Annotated in this window: 17 protein-coding genes; 12 read left to right on the top strand and 5 right to left on the bottom strand. The window is 71.4% G+C overall.

Going from position 1 to position 16,079, the window contains the following annotated elements:
- Positions 1–22 precede the first annotated feature (22 nt).
- The 5 genes from ACIBK4_RS44770 (at position 23) to ACIBK4_RS44750 (ending at position 4,405) form a co-directional block, all read left to right on the top strand.
- The gene (locus ACIBK4_RS44770) at positions 23–583 is read left to right on the top strand and encodes an RNA polymerase sigma factor (protein WP_399004932.1); all 561 of its coding nucleotides are present in this window, start codon (positions 23–25) and stop codon (positions 581–583) included.
- Positions 580–1,437: a zf-HC2 domain-containing protein gene (locus ACIBK4_RS44765; RefSeq protein ID WP_399004930.1), complete on the top strand. Its 858-nt coding sequence runs from the start codon at positions 580–582 to the stop codon at positions 1,435–1,437. Before ACIBK4_RS44770 ends, ACIBK4_RS44765 begins: the two co-directional genes overlap by 4 nt.
- Positions 1,438–1,515: 78 nt before the next feature.
- Entirely contained in the window at positions 1,516–2,325 is an 810-nt protein-coding gene (locus ACIBK4_RS44760) for an ABC transporter ATP-binding protein (RefSeq protein ID WP_399004928.1), read from the top strand.
- On the top strand, positions 2,322–3,770 hold the full coding sequence (locus ACIBK4_RS44755) for a hypothetical protein (RefSeq protein WP_399004926.1): 1,449 nt from the start codon (positions 2,322–2,324) through the stop codon (positions 3,768–3,770). The genes ACIBK4_RS44760 and ACIBK4_RS44755 overlap by 4 nt, the downstream gene beginning before the upstream one ends.
- 56 nt (positions 3,771–3,826) lie before the next feature.
- The gene (locus tag ACIBK4_RS44750) at positions 3,827–4,405 is read left to right on the top strand and encodes a hypothetical protein (RefSeq protein WP_399004924.1); all 579 of its coding nucleotides are present in this window, start codon (positions 3,827–3,829) and stop codon (positions 4,403–4,405) included.
- Here ACIBK4_RS44750 and ACIBK4_RS44745 read toward each other — a convergent pair.
- Together ACIBK4_RS44745 and ACIBK4_RS44740 are read right to left on the bottom strand one after the other, a co-directional pair.
- Positions 4,395–6,269, bottom strand: a complete 1,875-nt coding sequence (locus ACIBK4_RS44745) for a sensor histidine kinase (protein WP_399004922.1) — start codon at positions 6,267–6,269, stop codon at positions 4,395–4,397. The genes ACIBK4_RS44750 and ACIBK4_RS44745 overlap by 11 nt on opposite strands.
- Positions 6,256–6,990, bottom strand: a complete 735-nt coding sequence (locus tag ACIBK4_RS44740) for a response regulator (RefSeq protein WP_399004920.1) — start codon at positions 6,988–6,990, stop codon at positions 6,256–6,258. The genes ACIBK4_RS44745 and ACIBK4_RS44740 overlap by 14 nt, the downstream gene beginning before the upstream one ends.
- A gap of 209 nt (positions 6,991–7,199) precedes the next feature.
- Between ACIBK4_RS44740 and ACIBK4_RS44735 the strand changes: the two genes are divergently transcribed.
- Positions 7,200–7,835 carry a hypothetical protein gene (locus tag ACIBK4_RS44735; RefSeq protein WP_399004918.1) on the top strand — a complete coding sequence of 212 codons (636 nt, stop codon included), beginning with the start codon at positions 7,200–7,202 and terminating at the stop codon, positions 7,833–7,835.
- Between the two features lie 24 nt (positions 7,836–7,859).
- Here the strand turns inward: ACIBK4_RS44735 and ACIBK4_RS44730 are convergent, their stop codons facing one another.
- Together ACIBK4_RS44730 and ACIBK4_RS44725 are read right to left on the bottom strand one after the other, a co-directional pair.
- Complete coding sequence (locus tag ACIBK4_RS44730; protein WP_399004916.1) at positions 7,860–8,612, bottom strand: hypothetical protein; 753 nt, start codon at positions 8,610–8,612, stop codon at positions 7,860–7,862.
- Positions 8,605–9,198, bottom strand: a complete 594-nt coding sequence (locus ACIBK4_RS44725) for a SigE family RNA polymerase sigma factor (RefSeq protein ID WP_399004914.1) — start codon at positions 9,196–9,198, stop codon at positions 8,605–8,607. Before ACIBK4_RS44725 ends, ACIBK4_RS44730 begins: the two co-directional genes overlap by 8 nt.
- A gap of 159 nt (positions 9,199–9,357) precedes the next feature.
- Here ACIBK4_RS44725 and ACIBK4_RS44720 point away from each other — a divergent pair, with 159 nt between their 5' ends.
- From ACIBK4_RS44720 to ACIBK4_RS44710, 3 genes are all read left to right on the top strand, one after another.
- The gene (locus ACIBK4_RS44720; protein WP_399004912.1) at positions 9,358–10,470 is read left to right on the top strand and encodes a sigma factor-like helix-turn-helix DNA-binding protein; all 1,113 of its coding nucleotides are present in this window, start codon (positions 9,358–9,360) and stop codon (positions 10,468–10,470) included.
- Between the two features lie 59 nt (positions 10,471–10,529).
- Positions 10,530–12,191, top strand: coding sequence for a transglycosylase domain-containing protein (locus tag ACIBK4_RS44715; protein WP_399005054.1), 1,662 nt, complete (start codon positions 10,530–10,532; stop codon positions 12,189–12,191).
- 86 nt (positions 12,192–12,277) lie between these two features.
- Positions 12,278–12,583 (top strand): hypothetical protein, encoded by a 306-nt coding sequence (locus ACIBK4_RS44710; protein ID WP_399004910.1) that lies wholly within the window; start codon positions 12,278–12,280, stop codon positions 12,581–12,583.
- Here ACIBK4_RS44710 and ACIBK4_RS44705 read toward each other — a convergent pair.
- A complete protein-coding gene (locus tag ACIBK4_RS44705; protein ID WP_399004908.1) occupies positions 12,573–13,208 on the bottom strand; it encodes a TetR/AcrR family transcriptional regulator in 636 nt (211 codons plus the stop codon). The genes ACIBK4_RS44710 and ACIBK4_RS44705 overlap by 11 nt on opposite strands.
- 95 nt (positions 13,209–13,303) lie before the next feature.
- Here ACIBK4_RS44705 and ACIBK4_RS44700 point away from each other — a divergent pair, with 95 nt between their 5' ends.
- From ACIBK4_RS44700 to ACIBK4_RS44690, 3 genes are all read left to right on the top strand, one after another.
- Positions 13,304–14,095, top strand: coding sequence for an MBL fold metallo-hydrolase (locus ACIBK4_RS44700; RefSeq protein WP_399004906.1), 792 nt, complete (start codon positions 13,304–13,306; stop codon positions 14,093–14,095).
- Between the two features lie 34 nt (positions 14,096–14,129).
- Complete coding sequence (locus ACIBK4_RS44695) at positions 14,130–14,648, top strand: cupin domain-containing protein (protein ID WP_399004904.1); 519 nt, start codon at positions 14,130–14,132, stop codon at positions 14,646–14,648.
- A gap of 217 nt (positions 14,649–14,865) precedes the next feature.
- Positions 14,866–16,038 (top strand): lactonase family protein, encoded by a 1,173-nt coding sequence (locus ACIBK4_RS44690; RefSeq protein WP_399004902.1) that lies wholly within the window; start codon positions 14,866–14,868, stop codon positions 16,036–16,038.
- The last annotated feature ends 41 nt before the right edge of the window (positions 16,039–16,079 follow it).

The following is a 16,079-nucleotide window of genomic DNA, read 5'->3' as shown; positions in this document are numbered from 1 at the left end:
CCCCGCCCCGCGTCTAGCCGGTGTGAGATCAGTCAGGAAGGCACCCGGCGAGCTGGACGAGGAGCGTCTCGTGCGGCTGGTCGCCAGGGGTGACCGTGCGGCGTTCGACGAGCTGTACCGGCGGACCGCGCCGTGGATGGCGGTGCGGCTGCGCCGGCGGTGTGCCGACGAGCAGATCGTCGCCGAGGTGATGCAGGAGACGTATCTGGCGGTGTGGCGCGCGGCGGGGGCGTTCGCGGGGGCCTCGGTGGGCGGTACGGCCGTCGGGTGGCTGTGGACGATCGCGGCGCGCCGGCTCGTCGACGCCTTCCGGCGCCGGGCCCACCACGCCGAGCCGCCACCGGCCGCCGCCACCGCCGACGCGGCACCCGCCGCCGAGGAGGAGGCCCTCGCGGCCACCGTCGGCGGGGACGTCGGCGACGCGCTACGGCTGCTCGCGCCCGAACTCCGGCAAGTACTGCAGGCGTTGGTGCTCGACGGGCTGTCCGTCCGGGAGACCTCCGTCCTGCTCGGACTGCCCGAAGGCACGGTCAAGACCCGTGCCCGCCGGGCCCGGATCGCGATGCGGAGGGCGCTGACATGAGTGGGGAACACGCTTCGGCTCGGACCATCGACAGTTATGCGCGCGGCGACGACACCGACCTCGCCGCCGACCAACTCTGGGCCCTGGAAGCCCACTTGGAGGCGTGCCGGATCTGCCGGGACCGGCTCGCGGTGACCGTCTCCGCGCAGGCACCGGCCGTGGCGGCGCTCGTCGGCACCGTATGGGCGGACCTCGGACCCCGGCTCGCCGCCACCGCCCCGGTACGGCGCCGCCGGTATCGCTCGGTACGGCTGTCGAGTTGGCTGACGCCGACGATGGTGCCGTGGCTGGCCATGGTCGTGAGCGTCACGCTGCTCGCGCTGCTGCTCGACCTGGTCGGCGGCTACGGGTACGGCTATGGCTTCGGTTCCGGCGCGGGCGAGGTGTCGCTCGTGCTGCTGCTCGCCCCGGTCCTGCCGGTGCTCGGCGTCGCGGCGTCCTGGTCCCAAGGGCTCGATCCCGCCTACGAGTTGACGGCTTCGGTGCCCAGGGCGGGGCTGCACCTGGTGCTGCGCCGGACGGCGTCCGTGCTCGCCGTGGTCGTGCCCGCGCTGCTGGTCGCCGGGTGGGCGACGGGCGTGCCCGGGGTGACGGCCGCGCAGTGGCTGCTGCCCTGTCTGGCCTTCACCTCTACGACCCTGGCGCTCGGCGGTGTCGTCGGGGTGACCCGTGCCGCCGTCGCGGTGGTCGTCGTATGGGCCGGAGTCGTGGTGACACCGACCGTGGCCGCGCACCGGGCGACCTTCGCCCTGCAAGCGGGCGGTCTGCCGGTGTGGGGGCTGGTCCTCGCACTGGGCGTCGGGATCGTGATCGCCCGCCGGGGCGCGTACGCCGTGCTGGGAGCTCACCGGTGACCCATCGGTGAGCCATCGATGACCGGCGGGAGATCGACAACAAGAGCCGTGGGGACACTAGTTGGAAAGGACGATCACATGACACCCGCCGTGAGCGCGGCCGACCTCGCGCCGACGCCCTACGCCTGGGAGATCCGGGCCGCCGGGCTGAAGGTCAGGGCCGGCCGGAAGCGGATGGCCGTCGACGGGCTCGACCTGTCGCTGGGCACCGGAGTGCACGGCGTCCTCGGTCCCAACGGGGCCGGAAAGACGACCCTGATAAGGGCGTTGGCCACCGTACTGCGCCCCGCCGAGGGGACGTTGGAGCTGCTCGGGGAGTCCGCGGGCGGGGTGGGCGAGCACCGGGCGCTGCGCCGCCGGATCGGGTATCTGCCACAGGAGTTCGGCTACTACAAGCGGTTCACCGTGCGTGAATTCGTCGAGTACATGGCCTGGTTGAAGGAAGTGCCGAAGGCGGACATCCCCGGGGCGGTCCAACGCGCCGTGGAACGCGTGGGGTTGGCCGACCGCGCCGACGACCGGATGAAGTCCCTGTCCGGCGGCATGGTCCGCCGGGTCGGCATCGCCCAGGCCATCGTCAACGACCCGGCAATCCTGCTGCTCGACGAACCGACGGCCGGGCTCGATCCGGCCCAACGGCTGCGATTCCGGGAGCTGTTGCAGGAACTGGGCGCGGACACCTGCGTGGTCGTCTCGACCCACCTGGTCGAGGACGTCGCCGCCGCCTGCACCGACGTCGTGCTCTTCGCCGAGGGCCGCCTGGTCTTCCAGGGCACCCCGGACCGACTCGCCGCCGCGGGCGGCCCCGAGCACGTGGGCGACAGCCCGTTGGAGCGCGGCTACTCGGCCCTGCTCCTCAACCCCGCCCAGACAAGGGGCAATTGGTGAACACCCGTGTTCTGTCAGCCGAGTTGAACTTCCGTGTCCCACGCGTCGACGTCAACTTCTCTGTCCTGCGTACCGAGTTGAGACGTTCCGTCGCCCCCTGGGCCGGAGCCGTCGTCCTCACCAGCGCGCTGACGTTCCTGTACGCGGTCGACGCCGGCTGGTGGAACGGCACCACGGCGTGGACGGCCCAGTGGACGTCCCTGGCCCTGTGGACCCGGAGCCTGCTGTTCTACCTGTGGCCGCTCGCCGTGGGGTTCGGCGCCCTCCAGGGTCTGCGCGACCACCGCTCGAAGATGGTCGAACTCCTGACGAGCACCCCACGCCCCGCCCGTCACCGCGCGGCCGTACCGGCGGCCGCGAGCGCGATCACGCTGACCTCGGCCTTCGGGCTTCTCGTCCTCGTGGGCGGAGTCCAGGTCCTGGCCAACACCCAGTACACGCACGCCGGTTGGCTGCCGATCTCCCTCGTGGGCGCACTGTTCCTCGTCGCGGGCGCCGTCCTCGGCATGGGCGTCGCACGGACCCTGCCCTCCCCGCTCACCCCACCCCTGCTGGCCATGGCCGCGTTCGCGTTCACCGCCCTCATGCACATGTCGCTCGGCCGTACGTCGACGATCGACCCGGCGACGGGCATCACGACCACCGAACCGAACCGCCTCTCCCTCCTGTCACCCGAGGTGGACGAGGTCCACAGCGTCCTCGTCACGCTCTCCGCCTCCGTGCACATCGGCCAGACGATCTGGGTCCTCGGCATGGCCGCGACCGGCTTCGCCCTCCTGGTCGCCGCGACCCCGCGCACCCGGCTGCTCGCCCTCACCCCCGTCCTGGCGGGCGCACTCCTCGCCCTGCTCGTCCTGCCCTCCGACCCACGCCGGATGTACGTCGTCGACAAGACCGCCGCCGAGCCGGTGTGCGACGGCCCGGTGTGCGTGACGCGAGCGCACCAGGACCGCCTCGCCGAACTGGCCGCCCCCGGCAAGGAAGCGCTACGGCTGCTGCACCACGCCCTCGGCGACCGGGCACCGGTCTCCGTCCGCGAGAACACCGCCGTACTCCCGTACGGCTCCACCCCCAAGTGGTCCCGTACGACTGTGCTGTTCGGCTTCGACGACGCCGTCGTCGCCGAAGCGAAGGGCAAGGAACTGACCTCCGCCCTCCTCGCCAAGGGCCTGGTGCCGGGGTGCACCCCCGTCGGCTGGAGCGGCTTCGGCGGGGACGAGTACGCGCAGGTCGTCGCGGTGGCCTGGATCCTCGGGGACCTGAAGCCACTGCCCGGCACACCGGCGGTCGTACGCGACGAGGTCGAGACCGAGACCCGACCGGTGTGGAAGAAGCTCATGGCCCTTCCGCGAGCGGAGCAGCTCGCGCGGATCAACGCGATGCGGGGCGCTGCGCTGGCCTGCAAGGGCGACCCGTTCGAGGTGCTGTCGGGCCGGACCCATTGAGCGGCCTCCGGATGAGAGGCGTCCCGTTGCGAGGGGTGCCGTGGAAGGGGATGCCGTTGAGGTGGCTGACGTTGTACGCGCGTTCGCGTCAAGTACCCGCGTCCTGCGCCGCGTTGGTGATCGGCGCGGTGGCGGTGTGGACACTCGCCCCGGACCCCGGCTCGGGACCCGCTGATCCCCGACTGCCCGTACTCGCCCTGACCACAGGGGTGTTGGCGGCCTCGATCGGGCTCAGCGGTCAGGATCTCGCCCTGGACCGGACGGCCGCGATCCGCTGGGTGCCGCGCAGGGCGGCGCACGTCCTGCTCGCCGGGGCGGTGGTCGCCGTAGTGCTGCCGGCCGTACAGGCGTTGGGCGGCACGCCCGTGGCCGGCACCGGGTTCGTCGTCCGGGACAGCGCGGGTCTGACGGGACTGGCAGCGCTGGGCGCGGCGCTTGCGGGCGCCCAGTACGCGTGGAGCCTGCCGTTCGCCTGGCTCTCGCTCACGTTCCTCTCCCCGCCCGCCACGAGTACGCCGACCCGGCTGGCGACCTGGCTGCTCCTGCCGCCCGGCTCCCCGGCGGCCACCTGGACCGCCGTGCTCCTCCTGGGCGTCGGCACTACGGCGTACGCCCTCGCGGGACCTAGGAGGTAGGGGTCGTCGGGGTCGTAGGGGTCGGGGTCGTAGGGGTCGGGGTCGTAGGGGTCGTAGGGGACCCGTGACGGCCCTGCGCGTCGGGGTCCCGGCAGTCGTACGAGGAACGTGGCAACCGCACGGTGAACACGGACCCGACCCCCGGCGTGCTCGTCGCCGAGACCGTGCCGTCGTGGGCCTCCGTCAGTTTGCGGGCGATGGACAGGCCGAGGCCGCTGCCGCCCGTCCGGCGGTTGCGGGACTTGTCCGCGCGCCAGAAGCGGTCGAAGACGTGGGCGAGGTCCGCCGGGTCGATGCCGGTGCCGGAGTCGGCGACCTCGACGACCAGGTCGGCGCCCTCCGCGCGGGCGCGCAGGACGACGGAGCCGCCGGCCGGGGTGTGCCGGACCGCGTTGGAGACGAAGTTGCCGATCACCTGGCGCAGGCGTACCCGGTCGGCGTGGGCGTCGAGGCGGCCGGTGGGCTCCGTCCGCAGGGCGACGCCGGCCAGGTCGGCGGAGCCGCGGTGGGCCGTCGTCACCTGGTCCAACAGGTCGCCCACGTCCAGGAGTTCGCGGTGCAGGACGAGTCTCCCGGCGTCGGCGGCGGCGAGATCGCGCAGGTCGTCGATGACGTGCTGGAGGAGTACGGCCTCGTCCAGGAGGAGCGCCAGCAGGTCCGGGTCCGCCGGGGTGAGACCGTCCTGGGCGGCCTCCAGCCAGCTGCGGATGTTGGTCAGCGGGGTGCGCAGTTCGTGTGCCACGTCGTTGACCATCGACCTGCGCTGCTCTTCGAGTTCCTGTCGGCGCTCGGCGAGGTCGTTGAAGGCCGCGGTGAGGAGGCCGATCTCGTCGTTGGCGGTCACCGGGACCCGTACGGCCTCGTCGGCGGGGCGCTGGGCCGCCCGGATCAGGGCACGCAGCGGACGGACCAGCCGTCGGCCCACGAGGGTGGTCACGGTGGCGGCGACGAGCAGGACGAGGGCGGCGGCGCCGACGATCCGCAGGGTGTTTCCCGTGGTCAGGTGCAGGCCCGAGGTCTCGGGGCTGCTGCGGTCGCCGACGAACAGCAGGGCGGGCGGCGAGACATAGGCCCGGAGCTGCTGGCGGCGGGCGTCGTTGACGCACTCCTGGGCGGCGCGCTCGGAGTTCTCGGGACCGGTGCCGTAGGAGTACCAGGAGAAGTCGGCGTAGACGACGAGCGAGGCGCGGTCCTGCTGTTTCATGCACTTCGAGGCGAGGTCGCTCACCTGTTTGACCGCCAACGCCTCGGAGCGCAGCGGCACGCGGAGCGTGGCGGGGTCGCACGCCTTCTCGCCGGTCCCCGCGGGGACGGGGCGGGCCGGTACGACCTTCGGGCGCCCGCTGGGCAGGGTCGTGATCGTGGCGCCGATTCCCTTGCCGCGCAGGCACCGGACGATCGTGCCGGCCGTGCGCCGCAGTCGCTCCCGGTCCCGCGCCTCCAGGAGATACGGGCCCACCGCGCGCGGATCGATCGGGCCCGCGTCGGACAGCACGGGGTCCAGCCGCAGCGGGTCGAGCTGCGCGGTCGGCCGGTACGGCAGCCGGACGGCCGTGCCGGAACCGGCGATACGAGTGCGGGCCTGCGTGGTCACCGTGACCGGCCTGCCGGTACGGGCCGCGAGACCGGTGACCAGGTCCTGCACCCCGCTCCAGTCGGAGTGCGTAGCCGCGTAACCGACGAGCGTGTCGTAGACGCGGGTGTCGTCCGCGAGGGACTGCCCCTGCTGGGTGCGGATCGCCCGGGTCGTGGTGGTGACGGCGAGCCAGGTCGTGGCGGCCACCGCACAGACGGCGACCAGCAACGAGGCGGTGAGCAGCCGCCCGAACAGGCTGCCGCGCAGCGGGACCCTAGCGCGGGACACGACGGTCTTCTACGGCGTCCGGGCCCGGGGTCAGTTTGTAGCCGACCCCGTGGACGGTGACCAGGTACGCGGGGCGGCGCGGGTCGGGCTCCAGTTTCTTGCGCAGGTTCATCACGTACATGTCGACCGTGCGTTCGGTGGGAGCGGTGTCCCAGCCGCGCGTCCGCTCCAGCAGCTGAGTGCGGGTGAAGACCCGGCCGGGCTCGGCTGCCATGGTTGCCAGGACCGTGAACTCGCCCCGGGTGCAAGGGACTTCGCGGCCCGCGCCGTCCAGCACCTGGTGCCGGAGCGGGTCCACCGTGAGGGGGCCGACCCGCAGCACACCGTCGTCGGCCGGCGCCACCCGCTCCATCCGCCGCAGCAGCGTACGGATCCTGGCCATCAGCTCACGCGGGCTGTACGGCTTGGTCATGTAGTCGTCGGCGCCGAGGTCGAGACCGAGCAACAGGTCGTTCTCGTCGGACCGCGCGGTCAGCATCAGTACCGGTACGGCCGACTCGGCGCGCAGGATGCGGCACACGTCGAGGCCGTCGAGCCTCGGCAGCATCACGTCCAGCACCAACAGGTCGGGGCGGAGCCGGCGGGCGGCGTCGACGGCCGCGCGTCCGTCGGGGACGACCGTCACGTCGTAGCCCTCCGCCTCCATGTACATGCGCAGCACCCGCGACTGTCTGACGTCGTCCTCCGCGACCAGGATCCTCGTCCTCGTCCTCGCGCTCATAGCGGCGACTATAGGCAGCGCGTTCGACCGGACCCGGGGTCCGGCCCGCTCGATCCGCCTCTCCTGACAATCTCGATACATCTCCCTGAAACCGCTCTGATCGCGGTCCGGCATCGTCGGCCCCGTTCGCGAGTGGGGGTCTCGTCCTCCTCCGGCCAGTACACGAAGAGTCTGGACAAATACCCCCACAAGCACAGGAGTTGACCATCGTGCCGCACGCCTCGCCCACCTCGCCCATCTTCACCGGGTCCCGCCCGGCACCTCTGGGCCGCCGCCTCGCCGTAGTCACCGTTCTGGCCTCGCTGGCCCTGCTCACGGGCTGCGGCGGAAAATCCGGGGCGGACAAGTCCGCCGAGGACAAGGGCGTCGCGAGCCTGACCGGCACCGGCACCGGCAGTGGCAGTGGCAGTGGCGGCAAGGCCTCGCCGTCACCGGCGCAGCTCGAACGGCCGCTGATCCGCCCGGACACCACGGACGAGGAGGAGACCCGGCTGAACCAGCTGTACCTGGACTGTCAGGCGCAGCACGGCCTCACGCCGTACATGCTGAAGAACGAGGACGGCAGTTGGAAGGGGTACAAGGGCGGGAACGACCCCCTGCGCGACAAGGCCAGGCAGGCCTGCGCGTCGAAGGAACCGGAGACCCTTCCCGAGCGGGCGGCCCGGGAGGACCCCGAGTACCAGGACAAGTTCGACAAGTGGATCCGGTGCATGCGCTCCCACGGCCTCAAGGTCTCGGCCGCGCCCGACAGCCCCGGTGTGTTCGCCTTCGACAAGGGGCTTCCGCCGGACAACCTGTTCAAGTGGGTCAAGAAGTGCGAGGCGGATGCGTTCGTCACCAAGTGATTCGTCACCAAGTGACCGGCCGGGTCAGGACTTGGTGCCGGTGACGGACAGAACGCTGCCGATCTTCGCGTCGTCGTAGAACCATTTCGCGTCGGTCGAGTCCAGCCCGATCCAGCCGGCGCCGGTCTCCTGCGCACCGACGGCTTTCTCCTTGTAGGAGCGGGCGATGCCGACGTAGATCGGCTCGTCATGGGCGTCGCGGAGTTCGACCGCGAGCGAGACCTCCGTGGTGTAGGCGGTTCCGCCGGTCAGGTCGGTGACGGTCACCACCTTGGTTTCGTGCCGCTTGTAGACGGTCAACGGCCCGACCACCTCGGCGCCGTCGGCGAAGCCCGAGGTCAGCGCCATGACCCGACTCCCGACGACCATGACGCGCTTGCCGAGGGCGACCGTGCCGGTGGCGGGCGTGCGCGGGGCGGGAGTTGACGCCCCGCCGGAGGTGACCCGGGGTGACGGGACGGGGTCGGCGTGGGTGGCGGCGGGGAGTTGACGCTCCTTCCCGTCCTCGGCGGAGTCCGTGAAACCCGCGGTCAGCGCGAGGGCGACAACGGCGAAAGCGACCGCTCCCGCGCCCAGCACACCGGCCGTCCTACGACGCCCCCGGCGCACGGCACGGCGGCGGACCTCGGCGCCGGAGAGGGGCGGGAAGGTCTCGTTGCGGGCGGCCAAGTCATGGAGAGCGATGGAGAGTTCGGGATCGGTGGAGCGGGTGTCGGTGGGATCGGTGTTCGTGGGGCGGGTGTTGCTGGAATCGGTGTCGCGGAGTTCGTCAGACACGGCCGCTCTCCTTCCGCACCAGCGCGCCCGCCCCGCCCAACTCGCCTGCCCCGACTGCCCCGCCGCCCCTGCCCGCCCCGTCGAGCCCGTCGAGCCCGTCGGCCTCGTCGGCCTCGTCGACCGTCAGATGCTTCGCGAGCGCCGCCCGCCCCCGGTACAACCTCGCCTTGACCGTCCCCACGGGCGCACCCGTGTCGGAGGCTATCTGCTCGACGCTCACGTCACACAGATGGTGCAGGACGATCACCATCCGCTGGGCCTTGGGCAGTTGGCGCAGGGCGGCGACCAGGGCCGTGTGATCGGGGTCGGGTCCCGGCACCGCCCCGGGCGGCGGAGTGCGGCGCACCAGTTCCAGCCAGCGCCTCGCCCGGCGCCAGCGGCTCACCGCCAACCGCATGGCGACCGTACGGATCCACGCCTCGGGCGCCTCGTCCGCGAGGAAGTCCCCGCGCCGGTCCCAGGCTCGTACGAACGCCTCCTGGACCACGTCCTGCGCCTCTTCTCTGTCGCCGGTGAACGCCGAGAGCTGGCCGGTCAGACGGGGAAACGTGGCCGCGTAGAAAGCGTCGAACTCGTCCTCGGTCATGACCTCACCGGAGTCTTGGAATTCCCGTGCAACCTGACCGCCCTCGCGGTGCGTACAGGTCCCGATGGCCGCGTCCGTCACAACGCGCCCCACAGGACAGACGACAAACACGCGCCCCAGGATCCACTTCCCCCACAGCCGTACCGGAGGACCCCCGAAGTGCCGCTCCCCCACGATGACTTCGCCGCCTACGCCCACGCGGGCCTGCCCCGACTGCTCACCACCGCCCACCTGCTCGCCGACGCCCCCGGCGACCCCCGCGAGGCGACGGAGCTGACGCGCAGAACCCTGGTGCGGGTGTGCGCGCGATGGCGCCGAATACCCCGGGACGACACGGACTTCTATGTACGCCGGTTCCTGGTCAAGGAGTATCTGCGCGGGGCGCGGAGGCGTTCGCGCCGTGCGAAGACCCAACGGGCCGTGCTCGTGCTGCTGCACGGAGAGGGCCTGCGCGAGGCGGAGGTCGCGCAGCTGCTCGGCCGGTCGACGGGTGCGGTGCGGAGCCGGGCCCGGCGGGGGCTGGCGGTTCACGGGGGTGATGCCGAGCACCTGCGGAGGCTCTTCGCCGAGGCCTCGACCGGCCTTGTCCCGCCGGACGTTCAGCTCGACGCCGTAGAACAACACGGCCGGGCGCTACGACGGCGCCGTACCGGAGCGGTCGCGGCGGTCTGCGCACTGCTGCTCGTCCCGGGGGTCGTGTTCGGCGCGGACCGGTTCATGGGCGGCGGCTCTACGGACGGGTCGGGCGCCGGGACCGCCGACGTGGCGCGGAGCCCGATACGGATCGTCGCGCCCGGCGAACGGGTGGACGCCGTACCGGGAGTACAGGTCTGGCTGACGACGGACGGCAAGCACTCGTCGACCACGTACAAGGACGACTACAAGGACAGGTACAGGGGCGGTTACAAGGACGGCTACGGGAGCGGCTCCGAAGCCGGCGTCGAGAGCGGAAACCCAGCCACCGGAAAACCAGCCGGCGGAAAACCAACCGCCTCCGTACAACCCGAGCCGCTGAACAACACCTCGTACTTCCTGTCGGGCCTGTACGGCGGCCTGTCCGCAGACCCGGCCCGCGTCGAAGTCACCGTCGACGACCGCAGAATCACCGGTACGGTCCTCACGCTCGCGGGCAGCCCGGGTTGGGGCGTCTGGTACGCGCGCACATCGCTGTCTCTGCAAGAGCTGAAGTCCGGCTCGGGACAAGGCGGTCCGACCGTCACGGTGTACGACGCGGCAGGCAAGGCCGTCGCCCGGGGCGGGGTGGGCGAGTGAAGCGCCCCACGACCCCCTGGAACCGAGCTCGCCCCGGGGCGCACCGGGTCCGCGCCCAGCTGCGCCGCATCCCGCTCCGCCTGCGTCTGCGCCGTACCCGGGGCCGGCTGCTGCGCCGGACGGCCATCGCTTTCCTGGTCCTGATCGCGGCGCTCTGCACGGCCGCGGTCGTCGCGTACCGCCTGACGGACATCCCCGAGCCGCACCCGGAGACCGTCACGCAGAGCACGGTCTTCGTCGACGACAAGGGCTCCTACCTGGGCCGACGCGGCCCGGTCGACCGCCAGGAGGTCCCCTTGTCACAGGTCCCCCGGTACGTGCAGGACGCGGTGATCGCGGCCGAGAACCGCACCTTCCGTACGGACGACGGGGTCTCGCCGCGAGCCATCGCCCGAGCGGTACTGGCCTCCCTCACCGGCGGCGAACGGCAGGGCGGTTCGACCATCACCCAGCAGTACGTGAAGAACGCGCTGCTGTCCCCGGAACAGTCCCTGTCCCGCAAGGTCCGCGAGGCACTGATCGCGATCAAACTCGATCGCACCCGGTCCAAGGACGACATCCTGGCGGGCTATCTCAACACGGTCTATTTCGGCCGGGGTTCGGCCGGCATCCAGGCCGCCGCGCGCAACTACTTCGGCGTGGACACCCGGAACCTGACCGTCTCCCAGGGCGCCGCACTGGCGTCGATCGTCAACATCCCGTCGTACTACGAGAAGGCGGGCTCCGATCCGACGGTCACCGCGACGCTCAAGGCCCGCTGGACATGGGTGCTCGACGCGATGGCGGCCAGCGGCACGATCACCGCGAAACAGCGCGCCGACGCCACCTTCCCGGCCTTCCGCTTCTACCCGCCGGGCACGACCGAGGGGCAACGCCAGTACATGATCGACGTCGCCGCGAAGGAGGCCGCCGACCGGCTCGGCATCACCGAGGACCAGCTGGCGCGCGGCGGCTACACCGTGCACACCACGTTCGACCTGGCCCTACAGGACGCGACGACGGAGGCGGTGAAAAACCTCAAGGCCGACAAAGACAGCAAGGAGAACAAGAACGGCAAGGACATCACGCTGCACACAGCCGTCGTGGCGATCAAACCCGGCGACGGAGCGGTACGGCTGCTGTACGGGGGTTCGGACTACGCCCGCCAGCCCTTCAACGACGCGGTGGGCGGCGCGGTCGAAGCGGGAACGGCCCTGGACCCCTTCATCAAGGTCCGCCTCGGCGCCCCCTTGTCCGACCTCCAGAAGACAGCCGCCCCCACCCCCCTCAAGCTCACCTCGGCCTACGCGACCGTGGCGGCGAACGGCCTGTACGCGACCCCGTACACGATCACGAAGATCACCCGGGACAGCCGAACCGTCTACACGTCCCACCCCGAGACACGACAGGTGCTGGACGAGAAGGAGGCGTACTTCGTGACCGAGCTGACATCCGGGACGTACAAGAAACCAAGCCTTTCAACCTCCCCCACCCAGAAGACCCCTACGACCCCTACGACCTCCTTCACCGCCGGAGCAGGCGGCGGCATCACCCGCCGAACCGTCTGGTCCACCACCCTGAACCCCCAACTCACCCTCACCGTCGCCCTGTTCGCCGACCGCCCCGGCGAGAAGAAGAACACGACAGTGCCGGCCCAGCTGCCGAACGATCCGCCGCCTACCGAATCCGCGGCCGAGACGGCGGCGCGGATATGGGGGCTGGCGACGGCGGGAGCGAGATGAGCGAGACCTTCTCCACCCATGGATAGAGACCCCGTTCCTCCGTTACGTCGACGCCGCGCCATCCGCCCGGCGGAAAGCTGGTGGGTATGGACATCACTTCGCTCACCGTCGTGCTCAGTGCGGTCGCGGTCGTCGCGGCATCGGTGCTCATCGCGTTCAACGAACCGCCGCTGTGGGTCTATCTGTTGAGCTGTGCGGGGTCGTTTCCGATGAGCAGTGCGCTGCTTTACGGACCCGACTTCACGTCCGTCCTCGGGGACGGGTCCGCCGCCGCGTGGGGGCTGCGGCTGGCCGTCGCCTCGACCGTCACCGTCGTGCTGAGTTTCTTCTTCGGCAAGGACAGCCGCGCGAGTGCCGAGGACGCGGCCCCGGCGCCTCGGCCTATGGGCTGAGCGTGGCGGTGAGGGTGTCCGCCAGCCACTGCTCGTACGTGTCGGCGGACCAGCCCCGGCCCGCCGTGAGCTGGGTGTACAGCTGGGGGCCGGCCAGGGCCCAGACCGCGTCCGCCACCTGGGCCGGATCGGCGTCCGGGCGCAGCGCGCCGGTCTCGTCGAGGTGGGTGACGAACGCGGTGACCCCGGTCAGCCGCTCCTGCTCGCCGGTTTCCAGGACCTCGCCGACGTCCGGGCCCGCCTGGGTCAGCAGGGCGAACAGCGGCGTGATCCGTTCATGGATACCGCGGACGTACGTGCCGTAGAGGCGGAGCTTGGTGCTCAGTTCACGGGTTCGCAGGATCTGTTGGATCTGGGGGCGGTCTCCCATCGGGACGGGGTCGTCGTCGCCGGCCAGGGTGATGTCCCACAGGGCCTTGACCAGGCCCGGTTTGCCGCCGAAGGACTTGTAGACCGTCTCGGGGGAGACGCCCGCGCGTTCGGCGACGGCCTTGATCGTCGTGGCGTGGTAGCCGTCCCGGAAGAGCAGTTCGCGGCAGGCGTCGAGGACCGCGGCCCGGTTGCGGCGGGCGGTCTCGCGGCGGCCCTCGGAGTTGTAGGACCGACGTGGCGTCCCGTCCGGCATCAGCGCACTCTCCCATCCCGTTTCATTCTGTTACAGTCCACTGTATCGGATACAGTCCGCTATATCTAATGCTGCCCGGCTGCCGGAGGCCCCCCATGTCCCGTCCCGCATCCACGCAGGTCGCACCCGGCGTCCACCGCCTCGGCGACCATGTCGTCAACTTCTACCTGATCGAGGACCCGGACGGGCTCGTCCTGGTCGACGCGGGAACGCCCGTGCATCTCGCGCCACTGCGCACACTGCTGGCCGATCTCGACCGCTCCCTCGGCGACGTACGCGCCGTACTCCTGACCCACGGCCACGCCGACCACACCGGACTGGCCCGCCCCCTCCGGGAAGCCGGGGCCGAGCTCTGGATCCACGGGCGGGACGACGCCATCCTGCGCGACGGCCCGCGGAGCTCGACCCGGCACGCCAAGCCAGAGCGTTCGATGGTTCCGTATCTGCTGCGCCGGCCGTCCGCCCTCGCCGTTCCGCTACGGCTGGCCCGCGACGGGGCGTTCACCGCTCGCGGGGTGCCGGGCGCGCGCACCTTCGACGCCGACCAGGTACTGAAGGACGTCCCCGGCGCCCCGCAGGCCGTCGTCCTGCCCGGCCACACACCCGGCAGCACCGCGTACCTCTTCGCCGACCGCGGGCTCCTCTTCACCGGCGACGCCCTCGTCACCGCCGACGGCTTCACCGACCGGACCGGACCCACGATCGTGAGCCGCTGCTTCACCCATGACAGCGGCGCCGCGCTCGCCGCGCTCGACCGCCTCGACGACCTCGCGGCGGGACCGGCGTCCGAACCGATGGTCCATCTGCTGCTGCCCGGTCACGGCGAGCCCTTCGCCGGAGACGTCCGGACCGCCACCCACCAGGCCAGGCGATTCGGCGCCCACTGACCCCCCACCGACGTCCAACTCCCTAGGAAACGACATGAGTTACTACACTCCCCGCGTCCTGCACGTCCCCACCGAGAAGGGCGTGGTCAAGTGGATGTCCGGCGACGTCTACGAAACCCTGGCCACGGCCGGTGACACCGACGGCGCCGTGGGCTTCACCGTCTGCTGGGTACCCCCGGGCGGCGGACCGGTGGCACATGTGCACCGGAGCGCCGACGAATCCTTCTACCTCATCTCCGGCGAGCTGGAATTCCTGAACGGCGACCAGACCTTCGTGGCGAACACCGGCGACTTCGTCTTCGTACCGAGGGGCACCCGGCACCGGTTCCGCAACCGCACCGACGAACAGGCGCACATGGTGGCCTTCTTCACCCCCGGCGGCGGCGAGGGCCTGTGGCTCGACGGCGGGGACGACCCCGTCCCCGGCAAGCGGCCCGAGTTCTGGCCCCCGGAGCGCGGCCTGGCGCTGGGCCCGCTCCTCGGACGCGAGGACATAGACATGGAGATCCTGCCCGAGGAAGCGGACCTCGGCGGACCCGCCACCGAGGCCTGAGCGAAGCCCCGGCCACGGCCGACCCGGCGCCGGTCGCGTCGGGTCAGGTCGGGTCGGGTCGGCCGCGATTCTTACGGCCCCGGGACGTCGACCCACACCTACCCCTTATGACCGTTTAATCCCCTGATCCCGGTCTAGCGTTGCGAAGCGTCCGGCACCGAGCGTGACCATCCCGCCGGCTCCCAACTGCCCTTTTCCGCAAGAGGAGTACGCACGCATGACCGTCACCAAGGCCCGCGCCGCCCGCACTTCCCGGATCACCCGCGCCGTCGCCACCGCCGCCGCCCTCTCCGCGGCCGCCCTCTTCGCCGCCCCCGCAGCGGTCGCCGCCGACGCACACCGAAGCCCCAACTCCCTTCCCCAACACAGCGGCAGCGCAACGGTGTTCGTCCAGAGCGACAACACCACCGCGAACACCGTCGCCGCCTACGCCCGCGCCGCCGACGGCACCCTCACCCGCAAGGGCGTCTACTCCACCGGCGGCAAGGGCGGCATGCTGCCCGGCACCGTCGCCGACCACCTCGCCTCGCAGGGTTCGCTCGCCTACGACCGGCACCACCAGCTCCTCTACGCCGTGAACGCGGGCAGCGACACCGTGACCGTCTTCGCCGTGCACGGCACGCACCTGCGTCGGGTCCAGGAGATCTCCAGCGGCGGGAGTTTCCCGGTCAGCGTGACCTTCCACGGCGACCGGGTCTACGTCGCGAACACCCTCGGCGGCGGTTCCGTCCAGGGCTTCGTGCGGACCGGCGAACGGCTCGTGAAGGTCCCCTCCTGGCACCGCAACCTCGGTCTGGACAAGGGGACTTCGGCCGTCGGGCAGATCTCCTTCACGCCGGACGGTTCGAAGCTCGTCCTCACCACCAAGGCCTCGGGGCAGAGCATCGACGTCTTCCCGCTCGACGGCGCCCACGGCGGACCGTCCGCCCAACCCGTGGTGACCTCCACCCCCGGCGCCGTGCCGTTCGGGTTCGCCTTCGACTCCGCAGGACGCATCCGGGTCACGGAGGCCGGGACCAACTCGGTGGGCACCTTCACGGTCGGCCGCGACGGCAGACTGACGGCGAAGGGCAACGTCCCGACGGGCCAGACCGCCACCTGCTGGGCGGTGACGGCAGGTGATCACCTCTACGTCTCCAACGCCGCCAGCGGCACCCTGTCCGGCTACCGGGTGGGCGCCCAGGGCCAGTTGACCGCTTTGGGCAACACGGCCACCGACGCCGGCACGGTCGACGCGGCCGCCTCCTCCGACGGCCGGTACCTGTACGTCCAGACCGGTGTGAAGGGGGTCGTGGACGAGTTCCGGGTCGGCCCGAAGGGGTCACTCACCGCGATCGGCTCGGTCGTGGTGCCGGGGGCGGTCGGCGGCGAGGGGATCGTCGCCGGCTGACCGGGACCGGCGGGACAGGACGAGGGCCCGCCGTCCATACG

It is taken from the genome of Streptomyces sp. NPDC050528 (genome assembly GCF_044457795.1).
In the GTDB taxonomy this organism is placed as follows: Bacteria; Actinomycetota; Actinomycetes; order Streptomycetales; family Streptomycetaceae; genus Streptomyces.
Note: the sequence above shows the minus strand (reverse complement) of the source record. Positions and strands in the feature narration are given on the sequence as shown.